This is a genomic window from Noviherbaspirillum agri, assembly GCF_054780595.1.
This window is the reverse complement of the sequence record NZ_BAAGWA010000004.1, coordinates 264,157-280,382: the sequence shown is the minus strand read 5'-3', so window position 1 is coordinate 280,382 and position 16,226 is coordinate 264,157. Positions and strand designations below refer to the sequence as shown.

At 56.8% G+C, this 16,226-nt stretch carries 15 protein-coding genes and 3 tRNA genes; 6 read left to right on the top strand and 12 right to left on the bottom strand.

Annotated features, from left to right (window positions below):
• Positions 1–71 precede the first annotated feature (71 nt).
• Positions 72–1,151 (bottom strand): TRAP transporter substrate-binding protein, encoded by a 1,080-nt coding sequence (locus tag ACYVIA_RS09485; protein WP_460840165.1) that lies wholly within the window; start codon positions 1,149–1,151, stop codon positions 72–74.
• Between the two features lie 572 nt (positions 1,152–1,723).
• On the opposite strand from ACYVIA_RS09485, the gene ACYVIA_RS09480 reads away from it, so the two are divergent.
• The gene (locus tag ACYVIA_RS09480; RefSeq protein WP_460840164.1) at positions 1,724–3,058 is read left to right on the top strand and encodes a dicarboxylate/amino acid:cation symporter; all 1,335 of its coding nucleotides are present in this window, start codon (positions 1,724–1,726) and stop codon (positions 3,056–3,058) included.
• A gap of 238 nt (positions 3,059–3,296) precedes the next feature.
• On the opposite strand, the gene pmbA is transcribed toward ACYVIA_RS09480, so the two are convergent.
• A complete protein-coding gene (pmbA, locus tag ACYVIA_RS09475) occupies positions 3,297–4,661 on the bottom strand; it encodes a metalloprotease PmbA (RefSeq protein WP_460840163.1) in 1,365 nt (454 codons plus the stop codon).
• A gap of 72 nt (positions 4,662–4,733) precedes the next feature.
• On the opposite strand from pmbA, the gene yjgA reads away from it, so the two are divergent.
• From yjgA to ACYVIA_RS09460, 3 genes are read left to right on the top strand one after another with little or no spacing between them, the layout of a single operon-like run.
• Positions 4,734–5,327, top strand: coding sequence for a ribosome biogenesis factor YjgA (gene yjgA, locus ACYVIA_RS09470; protein ID WP_460840162.1), 594 nt, complete (start codon positions 4,734–4,736; stop codon positions 5,325–5,327).
• Positions 5,299–5,916 carry a molybdopterin adenylyltransferase gene (mog, locus tag ACYVIA_RS09465; protein ID WP_460840160.1) on the top strand — a complete coding sequence of 206 codons (618 nt, stop codon included), beginning with the start codon at positions 5,299–5,301 and terminating at the stop codon, positions 5,914–5,916. Before yjgA ends, mog begins: the two co-directional genes overlap by 29 nt.
• A 48-nt stretch (positions 5,917–5,964) precedes the next feature.
• Positions 5,965–6,633 carry an alpha/beta hydrolase gene (locus tag ACYVIA_RS09460; protein ID WP_460840158.1) on the top strand — a complete coding sequence of 223 codons (669 nt, stop codon included), beginning with the start codon at positions 5,965–5,967 and terminating at the stop codon, positions 6,631–6,633.
• A gap of 91 nt (positions 6,634–6,724) precedes the next feature.
• Here the strand turns inward: ACYVIA_RS09460 and purU are convergent, their stop codons facing one another.
• On the bottom strand, positions 6,725–7,594 hold the full coding sequence (purU, locus tag ACYVIA_RS09455) for a formyltetrahydrofolate deformylase (protein ID WP_460840156.1): 870 nt from the start codon (positions 7,592–7,594) through the stop codon (positions 6,725–6,727).
• A gap of 166 nt (positions 7,595–7,760) precedes the next feature.
• Positions 7,761–8,279, bottom strand: coding sequence for a bactofilin family protein (locus ACYVIA_RS09450; RefSeq protein WP_460840154.1), 519 nt, complete (start codon positions 8,277–8,279; stop codon positions 7,761–7,763).
• 313 nt (positions 8,280–8,592) lie between these two features.
• Here ACYVIA_RS09450 and ACYVIA_RS09445 point away from each other — a divergent pair, with 313 nt between their 5' ends.
• Positions 8,593–9,627, top strand: coding sequence for an NADP-dependent oxidoreductase (locus ACYVIA_RS09445; RefSeq protein WP_460840152.1), 1,035 nt, complete (start codon positions 8,593–8,595; stop codon positions 9,625–9,627).
• Between the two features lie 68 nt (positions 9,628–9,695).
• Here the strand turns inward: ACYVIA_RS09445 and ACYVIA_RS09440 are convergent, their stop codons facing one another.
• Entirely contained in the window at positions 9,696–10,088 is a 393-nt protein-coding gene (locus tag ACYVIA_RS09440) for a hypothetical protein (RefSeq protein WP_460840150.1), read from the bottom strand.
• A gap of 230 nt (positions 10,089–10,318) precedes the next feature.
• On the opposite strand from ACYVIA_RS09440, the gene ACYVIA_RS09435 reads away from it, so the two are divergent.
• Positions 10,319–10,924 carry a GbsR/MarR family transcriptional regulator gene (locus ACYVIA_RS09435; protein WP_460840149.1) on the top strand — a complete coding sequence of 202 codons (606 nt, stop codon included), beginning with the start codon at positions 10,319–10,321 and terminating at the stop codon, positions 10,922–10,924.
• A 137-nt stretch (positions 10,925–11,061) separates the two neighbouring features.
• Here the strand turns inward: ACYVIA_RS09435 and ACYVIA_RS09430 are convergent, their stop codons facing one another.
• The 7 genes from ACYVIA_RS09430 to apbC form a co-directional block, all read right to left on the bottom strand.
• Positions 11,062–11,637 (bottom strand): elongation factor P, encoded by a 576-nt coding sequence (locus ACYVIA_RS09430; RefSeq protein ID WP_460840147.1) that lies wholly within the window; start codon positions 11,635–11,637, stop codon positions 11,062–11,064.
• 106 nt (positions 11,638–11,743) lie between these two features.
• Complete coding sequence (gene earP, locus ACYVIA_RS09425) at positions 11,744–12,937, bottom strand: elongation factor P maturation arginine rhamnosyltransferase EarP (RefSeq protein ID WP_460840145.1); 1,194 nt, start codon at positions 12,935–12,937, stop codon at positions 11,744–11,746.
• A 175-nt stretch (positions 12,938–13,112) separates the two neighbouring features.
• Positions 13,113–13,188, bottom strand: a tRNA-Glu gene (locus tag ACYVIA_RS09420).
• Positions 13,189–13,393: 205 nt separating this feature from the next.
• Positions 13,394–13,469 (bottom strand) — tRNA-Glu (locus ACYVIA_RS09415).
• Between the two features lie 27 nt (positions 13,470–13,496).
• Positions 13,497–13,572 (bottom strand) — tRNA-Ala (locus ACYVIA_RS09410).
• A 59-nt stretch (positions 13,573–13,631) separates the two neighbouring features.
• Positions 13,632–15,026 (bottom strand): glutamate--tRNA ligase, encoded by a 1,395-nt coding sequence (gene gltX / locus ACYVIA_RS09405; RefSeq protein ID WP_460840143.1) that lies wholly within the window; start codon positions 15,024–15,026, stop codon positions 13,632–13,634.
• Positions 15,027–15,133: 107 nt separating this feature from the next.
• Complete coding sequence (gene apbC, locus ACYVIA_RS09400) at positions 15,134–16,222, bottom strand: iron-sulfur cluster carrier protein ApbC (protein WP_460840142.1); 1,089 nt, start codon at positions 16,220–16,222, stop codon at positions 15,134–15,136.
• Positions 16,223–16,226: the final 4 nt, after the last annotated feature.

The following is a 16,226-nucleotide window of genomic DNA, read 5'->3' as shown; positions in this document are numbered from 1 at the left end:
AAGTAAAACGGCCCGCATGTCCAGGAACATGCGGGCCGTCTGCGTCAGTATGGCTGTCGCTTGTGTTTCGCTTACTTGCGGCTGGCCAGGTAGTTCTGCATCGGCATTTCAGCTACGGAGTTCCACTGGTTCTGCTCGCGCTGGAAGCGACGATAGGAGTCATAGACCTTCTTGAACTTGGCGTTCTTGGAGGCTTCCTCGTCCATCGTCGTCATTGCAGCCTTGTAGCAGGCGTCAAGGATCTGCTTGGAGAAGAAGCGCAGCTTTGCACCATTCTTGATCAGGCGTGCCAGAGCAGCCGGGTTCTTGGAATCGTATTCCGACTGCATCACCACGTGCGCTTCATAGGACGCAGCCTCGATCGCAGCCTGATATTCCTTCGGCAGCTTTTCCCATTCCTTCATGCCGACATAGAAAGACAGCTGTGCGCCACCTTCCCACCAGCCCGGGGCGTAGTAGTACGGCGCCACTTTCTGGAAACCGAGTTTTTCGTCGTCGTAGGGCGTGGTCCATTCGACCGCGTCCAGTGAGCCCTTCTCCAGTGCCGGGTAGATATCCGCACCAGCCAGCTGCTGCGGTACCAGGCCCAGCGGCTGCATCACCTTGCCCGCAAATGCGGAGATGCGCATCTTCAGGCCCTTGATGTCGTCAAGCGTCTTGATCTCCTTGCGGAACCAGCCGCCCATCTGCGCGCCAGTATTACCGCCGAGGAAGTTGATGATGCCGTAGTCCTTGTAGAACTCGCGCATCAACGTCATGCCGCCACCGTCATTCATCCACGCCGTTTGCTGGCGGGAGCTCATGCCGAACGGAACGGCGCAATCGAATGCGAAGGTCGGATCCTTGCCGAAATAGTAATACGGTGCGGTATGGCCCATCTCGACGGTGCCGTTTTGTACTGCATCGACCACCTGCAGCGGCGGCACGATTTCGCCACCGGCGAATACGCGGATGTTGAATTTTCCACCGGTCAGTGCTGCAACACGCTTGCTGAACACTTCAGCGGTGCCAAACAGCGTGTCCAGCGACTTCGGAAAGCTCGATGCCAGACGCCAGTTCAGCGTGGGCAGTGACTGCGCCAGTGCAGGCGCGGCGATAGCACCAGCCGTTGCGCCGACGGCTGCTTTTTTTAGAAAGGAACGACGTTCCATCTGTTCTCCTGAAGGATCAAAATGTTAGACACGCTGGCATCCGTCGCCCAAAAACGCCCCAGGCAGGAATACAGCGACGCGAAGTTCATGAAATCGGAAAAACTGCTGCGATGCAAAAGAAATGCGCAGCGTCCGCTGAACATGCCAAACAAAGTTTTAGGATTTCTTGTCTTTGCTTAGGATTCTGATTGTACTGCGGATATGAAATATTAGTCTAACAGCAGGCAACATTGCCTCAGGATTGCAATTCTGCCTACGCAGTAACACGTAGCCATCAAGTCCTCCGCTCTCCTCCAATTTCGTACCGCAATCACTAATTCCGGCTGCCGCTGGACACCTTTTAAAAAAATAATCAATACCGCAAATCAACTTCTCGCCAATCTTTACGCGTGCATCCATGCGGATGTCCACAATTGCCCCATGGAACTATCGGCGCCGACAATACGCCACCTTGCTGCTGGTTAATTCTTCGCTTTACCCCTTCCTGAACAGAAATTTCCGTCCGACTCTCTGGCATACGTTCTCGGATCATCGCGCGAGCAGTGGCAATTCATTTATCACGGAGAAGTAACATGGAAAAGAAACCGATCTACAAGTCACTGTATGTGCAGGTGGTGACCGCCATCGTCATCGGTGTACTGCTCGGGCATTTTTATCCGAGCCTTGGCGCCGAAATGAAACCGTTGGGAGACGCCTTCATCAAGCTGATCAAGATGATCATTGCTCCGATCATTTTCTGCACGGTCGTGATCGGCATTGCCGGCATGGAAGACATGAAGAAGGTCGGCAAGACTGGCGGCCTGGCACTGCTGTACTTTGAAATCGTCAGCACGGTGGCACTGATAATCGGCCTCGTGATCGTCAACTTTATCCAGCCCGGCGCCGGCATGCATGTCGACCCGAACACCCTCGACACCAAGAGCATTGCTGCCTACACGGCGCCTGGCAAGATGCAAACGACCACCGAGTTCCTGCTGAGCGTGATCCCGTCGAGCGCCATTGACGCATTCGCCAAGGGCGACATCCTGCAAGTGCTGCTCTTCTCCGTGCTGTTCGGCTTTGCACTGCACAAGTTCGGTGGCCGCGGCACACTGGTATTCGACTTCATTGAAAAATCGTCGCACGTCCTGTTCGGCATCGTCGGCATCATCATGAAAGTCGCACCGATCGGCGCATTTGGTGCAATGGCATTCACGATCGGCAAGTACGGGGTCGGCACGTTGCTGTCCCTCGGCAAGCTGATGGGTACGTTCTACCTAACCTGCCTGGTGTTCATCTTTGTCGTGCTTGGCATCATTACTGCGTTGCACGGCTTTTCGATCTGGAAGTTCATCAAGTACATCAAGGAAGAACTGTTCATCGTCCTCGGCACATCGTCATCGGAATCCGTGCTGCCGCGCATGATGGCAAAGATGGAGAACCTGGGTGTAAAGAAATCGGTCGTCGGCCTCGTCATCCCAACCGGCTACTCGTTCAACCTCGATGGCACGTCGATCTACCTGACCATGGCGGCAGTCTTCATTGCGCAGGCAACCGACACCCCGATGTCGCTGAGCCAGCAATTGACCCTGCTTGCTGTATTGCTGCTCACATCGAAGGGTGCTGCAGGCATCACCGGCAGCGGCTTCATCGTCCTGGCAGCGACGCTGTCCGCGGTCGGTGGCGTACCGGTCGCCGGCTTGGCACTGATTCTCGGCATCGACCGATTCATGTCGGAGGCACGCGCCCTGACCAACCTGATTGGTAATGGTGTGGCAACCGTGGTGGTGGGCAAGTGGACGGGGGACCTCGACGTGGAGCGCATGCGCCAGCATTTGAACAATGAGACGGTGGAAGAAGCGGAAGAGCCGGAAGCCGTGCTCGACCAGGTCGAAGCACACATGCCGCCTTCCAAGGCAAATGCCTGATCGCTGACGGCCAAGCCTGCATTCAAGGAAACAAGCGGCGCCGCCGCTCTACCAGACAATCTGGCACCAATCATTACAGCCCGTTCGCGGGCTGTTTTTTCGCCCTCCTGCAGTCGCAGTACCTGCCAAAAACCTCAGGTAAAGAGCAAGTCCATTTAAAGACAGAAAAAGAAAAAGGGGTGGATCAGCTGATCCACCCCTTTTTGCTATCCGCGCGCCCAGCCGGCAGGCCGCGTTCTTAATTACCAGCGACGGTCATACTCTCGATCAGGATCGAGCCGGTTTCCTTTGTGCCGCGAATCAGGGTATCCACACCGATAGCAACGATCTGACGGAGCATATCTTTCATATTGCCGGCGATGGTGATTTCCTCGACCGGGTACTGGATCACCCCGTTCTCGACCCAGTAACCCGACGCGCCGCGCGAATAATCACCAGTGACATAGTTGACACCCTGCCCCATCAACTCGGTCACCAGCAGTCCGGTGCCGAGCTTGGCGAGCATGGCCTTGAAATCGTCCTCCGGCTTGGTCAGGCTGGAAGTCAGCGACAGGTTATGCGAGCCACCAGCGTTGCCGGTCGTCTTCATGCCGAGCTTGCGCGCCGAGTAGGTGGACAGGAAGTAACCCTGTACCACACCATCTTTCACCACATCACGCCGCAAGGTCTTGACACCTTCTTCGTCAAACGGCGATGAACCGACGCCACCGACAATATGAGGATCCTCGACTACCTGGATATGCGAGGCAAACACTTCCTTGCCGATCGAATCGAGCAGGAAGGACGATTTGCGATACAGCGCGCCGCCCGAGACTGCCTGCACGAACGCACCCAGAAGGCCTGCGGCAAGCGGGGCCTCGAACAGCACCGGGCATTTGCGGGTATCGAGCTTGCGCGCGTTCAGGCGGGCGAGCGCGCGTTCGGCCGCATAACGGCCAATGTCCTCCGGCTTGGCAAGCCTGGCTGGGTCGCGCATCGAGGAATACCAGTCGTCGCGCTGCATGTTGGCACCCTTGCCGGCAATCGGCGACACGGAAATCGTGTGGCGGGAATACGGATAGCCGCCCATAAAGCCACGCGTGTTGGCGGCGACGAAGTGCGATTGCTGCGCATAGACGCTTGCGCCTTCGCTATTGGTCACGCGCTTGTCCACCGCAAATGCTGCCGCTTCACAGCGCTTTGCAATCTCGACCGCTTCTTCTGTCGAGATCAGCCACGGATAGCACAGGTTCAGGTCGCGCGGGTTCATCTCCAGCGTGTCGGCATCCGGCAAGCCGGCGCAATCGTCTTCCGCGGTAAAGCGCGCAATGTTATAGGCAGCCTCGACTGTGTCCTTCAGCGACTGCGTGGAGAAATCCGAGGTGCTTGCATTGCCCCTGCGGATGTGTCCCTGCTCGCCCAAGTAGACCGTTACCCCGATCCCCTTGTCCTTGTTCTGTTCGATGGTTTCGATTTTGCCTTTGCGCACCGTCACGGACAGACCATTGCCCTCGCTGATCTCCACGGATGCATCCGACGCACCTTTTTCCTTGGCGAAACGCAGCATGTCCTGCGCAAGCTCTCTCAACTGGTCCTGGGTATGGGTAAATACGGGATTGCTCATGGGCTTGTTCTTCTTTGAAGGTCGCTAAAACAGTTATCATAGCAGTCGTTTACACAATGGCTTTGATTCATCATGGTTAATCCAAACAGAGGCGCCGTCGGTTTCCGTTCCGACGAGTTCGAGCAGCAGTACGACCGCCCATCCAAGTCGCAGCTCAAGCGCGAAATGACCGCGCTGCAGGAATTGGGCGAAGAACTCGTCTCGCAGCCGAAGGAGCGCGTGATGCGCGTGCCGATGCCGGAAGATGTGCGTGAAGTGATCCTGGAATGCCAGAAGATCAAGGATCACGAAGGCCGTCGCCGCCAGATGCAGTATGTCGGCAAGAAGATGCGCTTACTGGAAGAAGATGAAGTGGCCGCGATCCAGAAAGTGCTCGACAGCTGGAAAGGCGCCTCGAAGGCGGAAACCGCTGCGATGCATGCACTGGAGCGTCGCCGCGAGAAGCTGCTGGCCGACGACAAGGCACTGACTGAACTGAAGGAGCAGTATCCCGAGGTCGATGTGCAGCAGTTGCGGACACTGATCCGCAATGCGCGCAAGGAGCAGGCGGAAAACAAGCCGCCCAAGGCGTATCGCGAGATTTTCCAGATCCTCAAACAACTCCAGGCGCAGCCTTCCACGAGCGCCCCTCAAGAAGATGACGACGCAGAAGAAGAGCAATCCTGACGATGTCCTGATCGGCCTGGTATCGATTTCCGACCGCGCCTCCAGCGGGACTTACGAAGACCAGGGCATTCCCGCCCTGCGCGACTGGTTTACCGCGGCGCTGACGAGCCCCTGGAAGATGGAAACCCGCCTGATCCCGGATGAACGGGCGCAGATCGAAAAAACCCTGATCGAGCTGGTTGACGACCTGAAGTGCGACCTGGTGCTGACAACTGGCGGCACAGGCCCGGCACGGCGCGATGTGACACCCGAGGCAACGCTTGCCGTGGCAACCAAGGAAATGCCGGGATTCGGCGAGCAGATGCGGCAGATCAGCCTGAAGTTTGTGCCAACCGCGATCCTGTCGCGACAGGTCGCGGTGATCCGCGAAACGGCGGATCATGCAGCATTGATCATGAACCTCCCCGGGCAGCCGAAGTCCATCAAGGAAACGCTGGAAGGCCTGAAGGATACAGACGGTAAGCAGGTGGTCTCCGGCATCTTCGCCGCAGTACCTTACTGTATCGACCTCATCGGCGGGCCCTATATCGAAACCGACGAGTCCGTGTGCAAGGCATTCCGGCCGAAGTCGGCGATCCGGCAGAAATAACCCTTACTTGTACCTGGCACGCTGCCCGACCAGCGACCCTGCTGAACAATGAACAAAGTGCTGGAAACCATAGAAATCGAATCCGGCCCCAATCCGGGCGTTTCCGTCATCTGGCTGCACGGCCTGGGCGCAGACGGCAACGATTTCGTGCCCATCGTGCGCGAACTTGACCTGAGCGGCTGCCCGGCAATCCGATTCGTCTTCCCGCATGCACCTGTCATGCCGGTCACGATCAACAACGGTTACATGATGCGTGCGTGGTACGACATCCTCACCATCGATATCGCCGGGCGTGAGGACGAGGTCGGGCTGCGCCGATCGCAAACCATGGTCGAGCATTTGATCGCCCAAGAGAAGGCACGTGGCATCCCGGCCGACCGCATCATCCTTGCCGGGTTCTCACAGGGCTGTGCGATGGCCTTGCAAACCGGCTTGCGGCATCCGGAGAAGCTGGCGGGATTGTTGTGCCTGTCCGGCTACCTGCCGATCCATGCGACGCTGCCAGACGAGCGTCATAGCGCCAATCACGACACGCCAATCTTTCTCGCACACGGCCGCAGCGACCCGATCGTTCCCCTTTTCACTGCAGAGAAATCACGCGACATGCTGATCTCGCTCGGTTACAACGTTGAGTGGCATGCCTACGCCATGCCGCACTCGGTGTGTGAAGAAGAAATTGCGGACATCAGCGTCTGGCTAACGCGGGTGCTGACATAGGACCTGGACGCTTCCGGTCGACTGAACGAATGAAGGGATGATGCAATGAATACGTGGGCGGCGCACGCCGCCCGTTTCAATATTGCAGCAATTACTTGAACACGACCGTCTTGTGGCCGTTGAGCAGGATGCGGTGCTCGACAAACCACTTCACCGCGCGTGCCAGCACCACGCACTCCACGTCGCGACCGATTGCGGTCAACGTGTCCGGCTCCATCGCGTGATCCACACGTTCAACGTCCTGTTCGATGATCGGTCCCTCGTCCAGATCGCTCGTCACGAAATGTGCCGTCGCACCGATCAGCTTCACGCCACGCTCATGCGCCTGGTAGTACGGCTTGGCACCCTTGAAGCTCGGCAGGAAGGAATGATGGATATTGATCGCCCGCCCTCTCAACGCGTCGCACATCTCGGGCGACAAGATCTGCATGTAGCGCGCCAGCACGACCAGGTCGATGTCGTTGGCCTTTACGATTTCCAGCACGCGTTCTTCCTGTGCACGCTTGGCTTCCGGTGACGCGCCTGTCGCCAGCGGCAGGTGATGGAAAGGAATGTTGTAGCTTGCGGACAGCTGGTAGAAGTCGGTGTGATTCGAGACGATCGCCGGAATCTCTACCGGCAACAGGCCGCTCTTGTAGCGGAACAGCAAGTCATTCAGGCAGTGTCCAATCTTCGACACCATCAGCATCATGCGCGGCTTTTTACGCGCGTCATGCAGTTGCGCATTCATCTGTAACTCTCTTGCCACTTCCGCAAAATCGGCACGCAGTTGCGCATCGCTGACTCCCGGATCTTCCGCAGCAAAATGCACGCGCATGAAGAACAGCTTCGACTGTGCATCACCAAACTGGGCGGAGTCGATGATGTTGCAGCCATGTTCGGCGAGGAAGCCGGATACGCGATGGACAATGCCGCGATGATCGGGGCAGGACAAGGTGAGAATGTATTCCGGGTGCATCATGGATGTATTGATATTGCGGCGAACCAAAGTCCGATATTGTCGCACGCCTTGCCAGCGAGACAGAATGCCGCGCAAAAGAAAAACCCGGATACGCACTGCGTAATCCGGGTTTTCTCCATCTTCGCCACTAACCAAAGGTCATGGCATGCACTACTGCCAAAAACGATCAGCCGACCTTTGCAACAGACAGCCCCTTGGCGGCTGCCGCTGCAGTGCCAACCTGGATGTCGCCGGAGAGCTGGCCGCCCTCTTCGATCACAACCTTGCCGTAGCGGACCTTGCCCGAGACCTTGCCGGTCGCGTAGATCACCAGCTTCTGGCGCACGGTCAGGTCGCCGTCGAATTCACCGCGAATTTCGGCGATATCGATTTCAGCGGAGCCCTTGAATGCGCCGCGCTCGGCGATCTGGATCACGCGTGAATCGATGGTGGCTTCCACACGGCCTTCGACAACCAGCGTGTCGCAGTCGGTGATTTCAACGCCCTTGAGCTTGATATTCGGGCCGACGATCAGTTTGCTGCCACCTTCGGCGGTGCTGGAGGAGTTCTCGGTTGCAGCTGCGCCCGCGGGTGCAGTCTTGGCAAAGCCGCCTGCACCGGCCGGCATGATGCCAGGAGCAGTGTTCAGCGGGGAATTTGGCGTATTGGATTCGCGCTTGCCAAAAAGCGTTTCGGATCGAAGCATGTGATCTCCTGAAAATGATGCGTAGTTAGAACGTGACTTTTGCGATGTAATGGAAACGCACCCAGCATTCCCATCGCGTCGAAAACGAGGCAACACTTAACTTGCGTTTGCGCTGCAGGAAGCAAACTCCCCACCTCTGTTGAACCGCAGCAATTGCGGCTCCCCACTTGGTCTGTATGCCGACCGGAAAGTTCCGTGCCCGTCTCAAACTGTTACACTTTGGCAAAAAAGCACGACCGTTTTATTTCATGTATAGTAAGCGGTCATACCCAACACGGACCCGTGCCGGTCATCGCTCACCACAGGAGACAACATGAATACAACCGCCCCCACCAATCAGCAAATCCGCCTCGCCGCACGCCCTATCGGCATGCCCAAACAGAGCGACTGGAAGTTCACCGCCGAACCAGTGCGCGACATCGCCGATGGCGAGGTACTGGTCAAGACCTTGTACTTATCCCTTGATCCTGCAATGCGCGGCTGGATGAACGAAGGAAAATCCTATATCCGCCCGGTGGCGATTGATGAAGTCATGCGTGCGGGTGGCATCGGCAAGGTCGTTGCATCGAAGTCGCCAAAGTTCGCCGTCGGAGATTATGTTTCCGGCAGCCTCGGCGTTCAGCAGTTCTGGGCAGGTCGCGCGGATGACAAAACCGCAGCACTCTACAAGGTTGATCCCAAGGCAGCTCCGTTGCCGAAATACCTGAACGCACTCGGCATGCCCGGCATGACCGCCTACTTCGGCCTGTTGGAAGTCGGCCAGCCCAAGGCCGGTGAAACCGTCGTCGTGTCCGGTGCGGCCGGCGCAGTCGGGCAGACCGTCGGACAGGTCGCAAAACACAAGGGTTGCCGTGTGGTCGGTATTGCGGGCGGCAAGGACAAGTGCGATTTCGTGGTCAACGAGCTCGGCTTCGACGCCTGCATCGATTACAAGAACGAATCGGTGCGCGAGGGATTGAAGAAGCACTGCCCGCAGGGCGTCGATGTCTATTTCGACAACGTCGGCGGCGATATCCTCGATGATGTGCTTACCCGCATCAACCTGAAGGCCCGCATCATCATTTGCGGCGCAATCTCCCAGTACAACAATACGACGCCAGTGAAAGGTCCGGCCAACTACCTGTCACTGCTGGTCAATCGTGCCCGCATGGAAGGCATCGTGGTTTTCGACTATGCAGATCGTTATCACGTTGGCGTTGCCGAAATGGCCAAGTGGATGAAGGAAGGCAGCTTCAAGACACGTGAAGACATCGTCGAAGGGCTCGACAAATTCCCCGAGGCACTATTGATGCTGTTTGAGGGCAAGAACTTCGGCAAGCTGATTCTGCAGGTTGCCAAGGACGACTGATCACATACAGCCTCCTGGCACACCAAGCCCCTTTCGCTCGCCAAGCAAGGGGCTGTTTCGCTTTCCGCCTATCGCATCGGGCGGCACTGGCGCAACTCGCATTTTGCGAGAAACGTGGTGCCGTTGTCGCATTGCATGCGGTAGACCTCAACCGGCCCTTTTTCCGTAATCAGCCCGGCACCTGCACCATTGCAGGCAAAGCGCCGTGCCAGCCGTTCGACGGTAACCGATGATATGCCGTACTGAAATTCGATCTTTTGTACCTCGACGATGCCGGTAGCGTCCCGCACCTTGACGCGATCGGCAAGAAGATCTGAATGGCGTGCATGCTTCGGTACATAGGCGCTTGCACCCCGGCTCTTGTCTGCGACTGATGCGGATTCCGCATCAGGACTTAGTGAAGTACACGAGGCGAGGACGAGTGCAGGAACCATCATCAGGATCAAAGGCAGGCGCTTCATGAACTTCAGTCTCCAAGGGCTTAAAAACACGCGTCGCACTATATACAATCTGCGCGCAAAAGGCAGCGGCAAGTTTAGCTGCATCGCAGCAATGATGCAAAGGAAGCAGTCACCCATCCTAAAACTATAAGTACCAATAATGCCCCGATGTGCTCTGCGGAGAAATAATCAGATAGGCGCCACGTTCGGGTTCTATACTTTCAGGACTTGCTGAAAACTCATTAGCCAACATGACTCCACTTAGCCCTCTCGCTCAGCGCTTCATCCTCCACTTCGGCGAAATGGGAAGCCGCTGGGGAATTAACCGTACCGTCGGGCAAATCTATGCATTGCTCTACGTGCACGGCACGCCGCTCAACGCGGATGAAATTGCCGATCGTCTCGGTTTTTCCCGATCCAATGTCAGTATGGGTTTAAAGGAGCTGCAGTCCTGGCGGCTGGTGCGACTTCTGCATCAACCAGGAGACCGACGCGAGTATTTCGAGCCGCCAAAAGACATTTGGGAAATCTTCCGCACGCTGCTCGAAGAACGCCGTCGGCGCGAGATTGAGCCTACCTTGTCCATGCTGCGCGATGCGCTGCTCGAGAACCCGACCAGCGAGGAAGATCGACTCGCCCAGGATCGCATGCGCGAAATGTACCAGCTGATTGAGCTTTCCTCCACCTGGTTCAACGAGATGCAGCGTCTGACACCGGAGACGCTGATGTCGTTGATGAAGATGGGCTCCAAGGTGAAGAAGCTGCTCGATGTGCGGGAAAAATTCCGCCACTCGGCAGGAGGAAAACCGACTAGTGATGCCTCAGCCAGTGATGCATCAAGCAGCGAGTCGGAGTGATCCAGGTCATCTCCCTGAGTTCACCGCCACGCGTTTTTCCAGCCAAGCAGGGTCGAGCAAGTCGCACGACAACAGGTAATAAATGGCATAAAAAAAGCGCTGCATGTTGCAGCGCTTTTTCTCGAACACGGATTCGATCAGTTGCGAACCACGCGCTTGTACTCGTTGGTGCGTGTATCGATTTCGATCACGTCGTCGGTGCTGACGAACAGCGGAACCTGGACAATGTGCTGGTATTTCTCGATCGCATTTTCAATCTTGGCTTCCTTCAGGACGTTGCCCGAAGTGTTGCCCTTGACTGCCGGCTCCGAGTAAACAACCTTGCGCGCGATCGTGATCGGCAGTTCAACGGAAATCGCCTTGCCGTCATAGAAAACTGCTTCGCATTCCATACCATCCTTCAGGTAATGCAATGCATCACCCAGGTTTTCCTCTTCGATCTCGTACTGGTTGTACTCTTCGTCCATGAAGACATAGAGCGGATCAGCGAAGTAGGAGAAGGTCACCGGCTTCTTGTCGAGGATAACGACATCGAACTTGTCGTCGCCGCGGAACACGTTTTCCAGAGGCGCGTTCGTCAGGAGATTCTTCATCTTCCATTTGTAGGTGAAGCCCGTGCGGCTCGACCCGTTGACGTCAGAACGCAGCACGATAAACGGCTTGCCGTCAACCATGATGATGTTGCCAACACGAATTTCTTTTGCGAATTTCATAGAGAATGTACGTAAAGATAGTTACTTGGAAACCAACTGCCGCCTCATCGCCAACGGCGCCGTAGATTACGCTTGACTGTATCAAGCGATATAGATTAACCGCGCATTATACCCCGTTTTCCTTGGGCATCGGTCGAAGTGAACTGGCGAACTTCAGTAAATTTGTTGTGAGATCGCCGTTTGCCAGCACTTGCCGCCGCCAGCTACCTGCATGTTCCTCCAACTCCGACATGTCAGCCCGGAATTGCGCCCAGAGCACCTGCCATGTCATTTGCTCATCCTCCTCAATGGCCGCATTCCAGAGCAGGGACAGTGCATTCACGCTTTCAATGCCAGGGACATACCGCTTCAGAAAAGCACGCAGCTTCACATGATGGAGATTCTTGTCCTGCGGGTAAATGTGCCAGATGAAGGGCTTGCCCGCCCACTGCGCCCGGACGAATGAATCCTCACCGCGCACGAAGTTCAGATCACACGCCCAAAGCAACCTGTCATAGTCCGGCTGCGGCACGAACGGCAGGACGCGCACGGTGAGGGCGCCAAGGTGCGCGGCATCACCTGCCCTGCCCTCTTTCCCCAGAAACGCATTCACTGCGTCCGCCGCAACACCTTCCGGCACAAGACAAGTCACCGCTGCGTCACCGCCTTGCCATGCATCGAACAATGCCGACACCGGCGCGGAGGGATAGCAGAACAAGGACACCTTCAACGACGCCATTTCCTCCGCCCTCACGCCGAACTGCGCAAGGAAAGCCGCCATGACCGTCGGATCCGACTGAAACTGCCGCCGCTGCTCCTCCAGCTTTGCCTCATGCAGCAAACCACCTGTCTTTGCGGTGAAGCCCGGGAAGAAGAAATACTTCGTCAGCGGCAAGCGCGGATGGGAAGAAGGCAAGGTGTGGCACCCCTCAACCCACTCCTCCGCCGTCAGCCCTTCGAGGTTCAGCCATATGGGACGCGGCTCGCATTCCGCCATCGCGGCAATGTAGCCCGGAGGAATATCGCAACCGAAGAACTCAATGACGACGTCCGCGATATCGTCGACCGAAAAGACACCTTCCTGGGTTTGCCAGTGGCGCACGGTCACGCCCTGTACCTGCTGGACATCGACTCCGAGAGCCACATCCGGACAAATGCGACGAAAACTGCGCAAGTCGTCCACCCATAACGTCACCGCAATGCCGCGCTCCTGCAGCAATTGCCTTGCGAGTCGCCAGCAGATGCCAATGTCACCAAAGTTATCTACAACTTTGCAGAAGATAACCAGAGAGATTGGATGGCTATTATTCTTTGCGGGCATATTTGACAAAACGAGAGCTCAAGCGAGACGGGATTGATTTGGTGGAACTGGAGCGGAGTGGCTCCTTGCTGAAGCAGGAGCGACTCGCTTTTGCAAGCGAAATGGTACCGAAGGCGGCGCAAGACGAGAACAAGCGCAAAAAGAAAAACGCCGCGCAATCGCGCGGCGTTTTATCTGGCGTCCCCACGGGGATTCGAACCCCGGTACTCACCGTGAAAGGGTGATGTCCTAGGCCTCTAGACGATGGGGACAGAAACCTGTCGAACAGAGCCGCGCATTTTACTACAGATTTCCGAATTGCACGCAAAAAACATTTACTCTGCCTTTGGATCAGCACAGGAACCAGCAAAAGCATCAACTGCTCTACGACGCCAGTCGTCTGCGCAATATCGTGCGCCACAAAGAAAAAGGACCTGATAACTTTCGCTATCAGGTCCTTCAGATGCCAGTGTAATCTGGCGTCCCCACGGGGATTCGAACCCCGGTACTCACCGTGAAAGGGTGATGTCCTAGGCCTCTAGACGATGGGGACAAAACCGTTTTATCGCACGTTTATCGCTGGTGGAGGTAAGCGGGATCGAACCGCTGACCTCTTGCATGCCATGCAAGCGCTCTCCCAGCTGAGCTATACCCCCGTGCGAAGAAACGAGAGTATAGCAAAGGTTTTTCTCGGGTGTAAATCCCTTTCGAAAAATTACTTGATAAATTTTTCGAGGCGCGCGAGGACAGTCTCCCGTCCGAACAACTCGAGTACCGCATCAATCGAAGGCGTTTGCAGCTGGCCGGTAATGATGAGGCGCAAAGGCATGGCCAGTTGCGGCATCTTCAGCTTGTGGACGGCCAGCACTTCTTTCATTGCAGCTGACAGCGACGCTTTATTCCATTCGACCGTTTCATAGAGCACAGTCAGGCGTTGCAGCGCCGGCTTGACATCTTCCGTCACATGCTGCGACAGCATGGCCAGATCCGGCGATGGCTGGCGATAGAACAGCATGGCAGCATCCGCCAGTTCATTGACCGTGTTGACGCGCTCCTTCATCAATGCGATCACGGACTGCACGTCAGGTGCCCCGTCGAACTGTGCACCGTCCTTCTCCATCAACGGCCGTGCGAGCGCTTCGAGGCGAGCATTGTCAGCCTGCCGGATGTAATGGTTATTCAACCAGGCCAGCTTTTCCGGATTGAACTGCGCCGGTGACTTGGACAGATGGTCGAGATCGAACCACTGGGTGAACTGCTCCATCGAGAAGATTTCATCGTCACCATGGCTCCAGCCGAGGCGCGCCAGATAGTTGAGCATCGCCTCCGGCAGGTAGCCCTGCGCCGGATACTCCATCACGCTGACAGCACCATGGCGCTTCGATAGCTTTTCGCCGTCGGCACCGAGGATCATCGGCACATGGCCATATTCCGGCAACGGCGCACCGAGTGCGCGCAAGATGTTGATCTGGCGCGGCGTATTGTTCACATGGTCGTCGCCACGGATCACGTGGGTGATCTTCATGTCCCAGTCGTCGATCGCAACGCAGAAGTTGTAAGTCGGCGTGCCGTCCGGACGCGCAATCACGAGGTCGTCCAGTTCGCGGTTGGAGATCGTGATCGCGCCTTTGACGACATCGTTCCACGTCACGTCGCCGTCGAGCGGGTTCTTGAAGCGCACGACCGGCTTGCGACCTTCCGGCACCGCCGGCAAGGTCTTGCCCGGCTCTGGGCGCCAGGTACCATCATAACGCGGCTTTTCGCCGATGGCGCGCTGGCGTTCACGCATCGCCTCGACTTCATCCGGCGTGCAGTAGCAATAGTAGGCGGAGCCGGCTTCCAGCATCTGCGCCACGACTTCACGATAGCGGTCCATCCGCTTCATCTGGTAGAACGGACCTTCGTCGTGATGCAGGCCGAGCCAGTTCATGCCGTCGATGATTGCCTGCACCGCTTCTGGCGTCGATCGCTCGAGGTCGGTATCTTCAATGCGGAGAATGAAGGTGCCGCCGAAATGACGGGCATAGGCCCAGGAAAAAAGCGCGGTGCGCGCGCCGCCAAGATGAAGATAACCGGTCGGGCTCGGTGCAAAACGGGTACGGACTGTCATGGCAAATAAAAACGGCCTTGGGGTGCCAAAGCCGTGTTGGGTGTTGGTAAAGGACGCGCTATTTTACCCTGCCAGCAACAGGGATGAAAACGGCGCTGGCGTCAACGTTAGTCGTTCTTGATGACAATATTCGGGAATTTGCTGGTCATGTCCTTCGCCTTCTCTGCAACCTTGACGGCGACCTTGCGCGCGATTTCCTTGTAGATCTTTGCGACAGCGCCATCCGGATCGGCGACGACGGTCGGCTTGCCGGAATCAGTCTGTTCGCGAATGGACATCGTCAGCGGCAAGGCACCGAGGAAGTCCACACCATAATCAGCGCACATCTTCTCGCCGCCGCCCTGGCCGAAAATCGGCTCTGCATGACCGCAGTTCGAGCAGATGTGCATGCTCATGTTTTCGACGATGCCAAGGATGGGAATGTCGACTTTCTCGAACATTTTCAAGCCCTTGCGCGCATCCAGCAGCGCAATATCCTGCGGCGTGGTGACGATGACGGCGCCCGTCACCGGCACTTTCTGAGAAAGCGTCAACTGGATGTCGCCGGTGCCCGGAGGCATGTCGACGATCAGGTAATCGAGGTTGCGCCAGTTGGTCTGCTCCAGCAATTGCTGCAAGGCTTGCGTGACCATCGGACCGCGCCAGACCATCGGCTGGTCGGGATCGATCATGAAGCCGATCGACGACACTTGCAGGCCATAGTTCTCCAGCGGCTCCATCGTCTTGCCGTCAAGCGATTCCGGCTGACCGGAAATACCCATCATCATCGGCTGCGACGGACCATAGATATCTGCATCCAGGATACCGACCTGCGCTCCCTCGGCAGCAAGCGCGAGCGCGAGGTTGACGGCAGTGGTTGACTTGCCGACACCGCCCTTGCCGGATGCAACGGCAATAATGTTCTTCACGTTCGACATCAGCTTGATGCCGCGCTGTACCGAGTGCGCAATGATCCTCGAATGGATATTCACCTGCACGTTGCCGATACCCTGCACCTTGCGCAGGCCGTCCACTGTTGCCTGGCGAATCATCTCGATCTGGCTTTTTGCGGGGTAGCCCAGCTCGACGTCGAGGGAGACGTCCGCACCGTTGACCTGGATATTCTTTGCAGACTTGCCGGACACCAGATCCTTGCCGGTGTTCGGATCGATCACTTGCGATAGCGCCGCCTTCACGGCTTCGATGGTAATAGTCATTACT

Bases quoted from the DNA above. Each gene is read 5' to 3' on its own strand.
- ACYVIA_RS09450 (WP_460840154.1), bottom strand. From the start codon at position 8,279: ATGCTTCGATCCGAAACGCTTTTTGGCAAGCGCGAATCCAATACGCCA.
- gltX (WP_460840143.1), bottom strand. From the start codon at position 15,026: ATGACAGTCCGTACCCGTTTTGCACCGAGCCCGACCGGTTATCTTCAT.
- mog (WP_460840160.1), top strand. From the start codon at position 5,299: ATGACGACGCAGAAGAAGAGCAATCCTGACGATGTCCTGATCGGCCTG.
- apbC (WP_460840142.1), bottom strand. From the start codon at position 16,222: ATGACTATTACCATCGAAGCCGTGAAGGCGGCGCTATCGCAAGTGATC.
- ACYVIA_RS09460 (WP_460840158.1), top strand. From the start codon at position 5,965: ATGAACAAAGTGCTGGAAACCATAGAAATCGAATCCGGCCCCAATCCG.
- ACYVIA_RS09480 (WP_460840164.1), top strand. From the start codon at position 1,724: ATGGAAAAGAAACCGATCTACAAGTCACTGTATGTGCAGGTGGTGACC.
- ACYVIA_RS09440 (WP_460840150.1), bottom strand. From the start codon at position 10,088: ATGAAGCGCCTGCCTTTGATCCTGATGATGGTTCCTGCACTCGTCCTC.
- pmbA (WP_460840163.1), bottom strand. From the start codon at position 4,661: ATGAGCAATCCCGTATTTACCCATACCCAGGACCAGTTGAGAGAGCTT.
- yjgA (WP_460840162.1), top strand. From the start codon at position 4,734: ATGGTTAATCCAAACAGAGGCGCCGTCGGTTTCCGTTCCGACGAGTTC.
- ACYVIA_RS09445 (WP_460840152.1), top strand. From the start codon at position 8,593: ATGAATACAACCGCCCCCACCAATCAGCAAATCCGCCTCGCCGCACGC.
- ACYVIA_RS09430 (WP_460840147.1), bottom strand. From the start codon at position 11,637: ATGAAATTCGCAAAAGAAATTCGTGTTGGCAACATCATCATGGTTGAC.
- ACYVIA_RS09485 (WP_460840165.1), bottom strand. From the start codon at position 1,151: ATGGAACGTCGTTCCTTTCTAAAAAAAGCAGCCGTCGGCGCAACGGCT.
- earP (WP_460840145.1), bottom strand. From the start codon at position 12,937: ATGCCCGCAAAGAATAATAGCCATCCAATCTCTCTGGTTATCTTCTGC.
- purU (WP_460840156.1), bottom strand. From the start codon at position 7,594: ATGATGCACCCGGAATACATTCTCACCTTGTCCTGCCCCGATCATCGC.
- ACYVIA_RS09435 (WP_460840149.1), top strand. From the start codon at position 10,319: ATGACTCCACTTAGCCCTCTCGCTCAGCGCTTCATCCTCCACTTCGGC.